This window comes from Paraburkholderia sp. BCC1885 (assembly GCF_900996235.1).
Lineage (GTDB): Bacteria > Pseudomonadota > Gammaproteobacteria > Burkholderiales > Burkholderiaceae > Paraburkholderia.
The window spans coordinates 1-569 of record NZ_CAAJGM010000063.1; the positions used below are offsets into that span (position 1 = coordinate 1).

Sequence of the window (569 nt, forward strand, 5' to 3'; positions counted from 1 at the left end):
CTATTTCCGGCCCTCGAAAATCTGGGAGATTGTGCGCGAGATGCTGATGAGCTGGGACATGATGAAGCGGCGCCTGCGCGAAGGCGTCGAGTTCTTCCGGTTCCTGCGCGCTCACGAAGCCTGATGCGTATGCGCCCCTCCCGCTGCGTTGCGTGGATGGCCCCGACATGAAGCGCCTCGTCTGGCTCGCGCGCCCGCTTGCCGCGTTGCTGGCGGGCGGCCTTGTCGCCCTTATCGCGCTTGAAGGCCTCGTGGGTGCGGCGCATGTGGTGCGCCTCGCGCTGGTCGCGTTCTGCGCCATGGGCGCCGTGTTCGGCATTGCGTACACGCTGCTGGCCGGCGCATTGATTGGGCGGTTCTTCGCGCGCCTGCCCTCGGAGCCCAGCAGTCATCCTCCGGTCACCGTCGTCAAGCCGCTGCACGGCGCCGAATGGACCCTGCTTGGCAATCTGTCGAGTTTCTGCCAGCAGGACTATCCGGGGCCATTGCAGTTTCTGTTCGGCGTGCACGATTCGGCGGATCCCGCGCTGCAAACGGTTGAGCAGCTACGTCTGCTGCATCCGGACGCG

General features: G+C 65.7%; 1 pseudogene. It reads left to right on the forward strand.

What is annotated here, in order from left to right:
• Nucleotides 1-299: 299 nt before the first annotated feature.
• Nucleotides 300-569 (forward strand): annotated as a pseudogene (locus FQ755_RS05095) (glucosyltransferase); the annotation flags it as partial.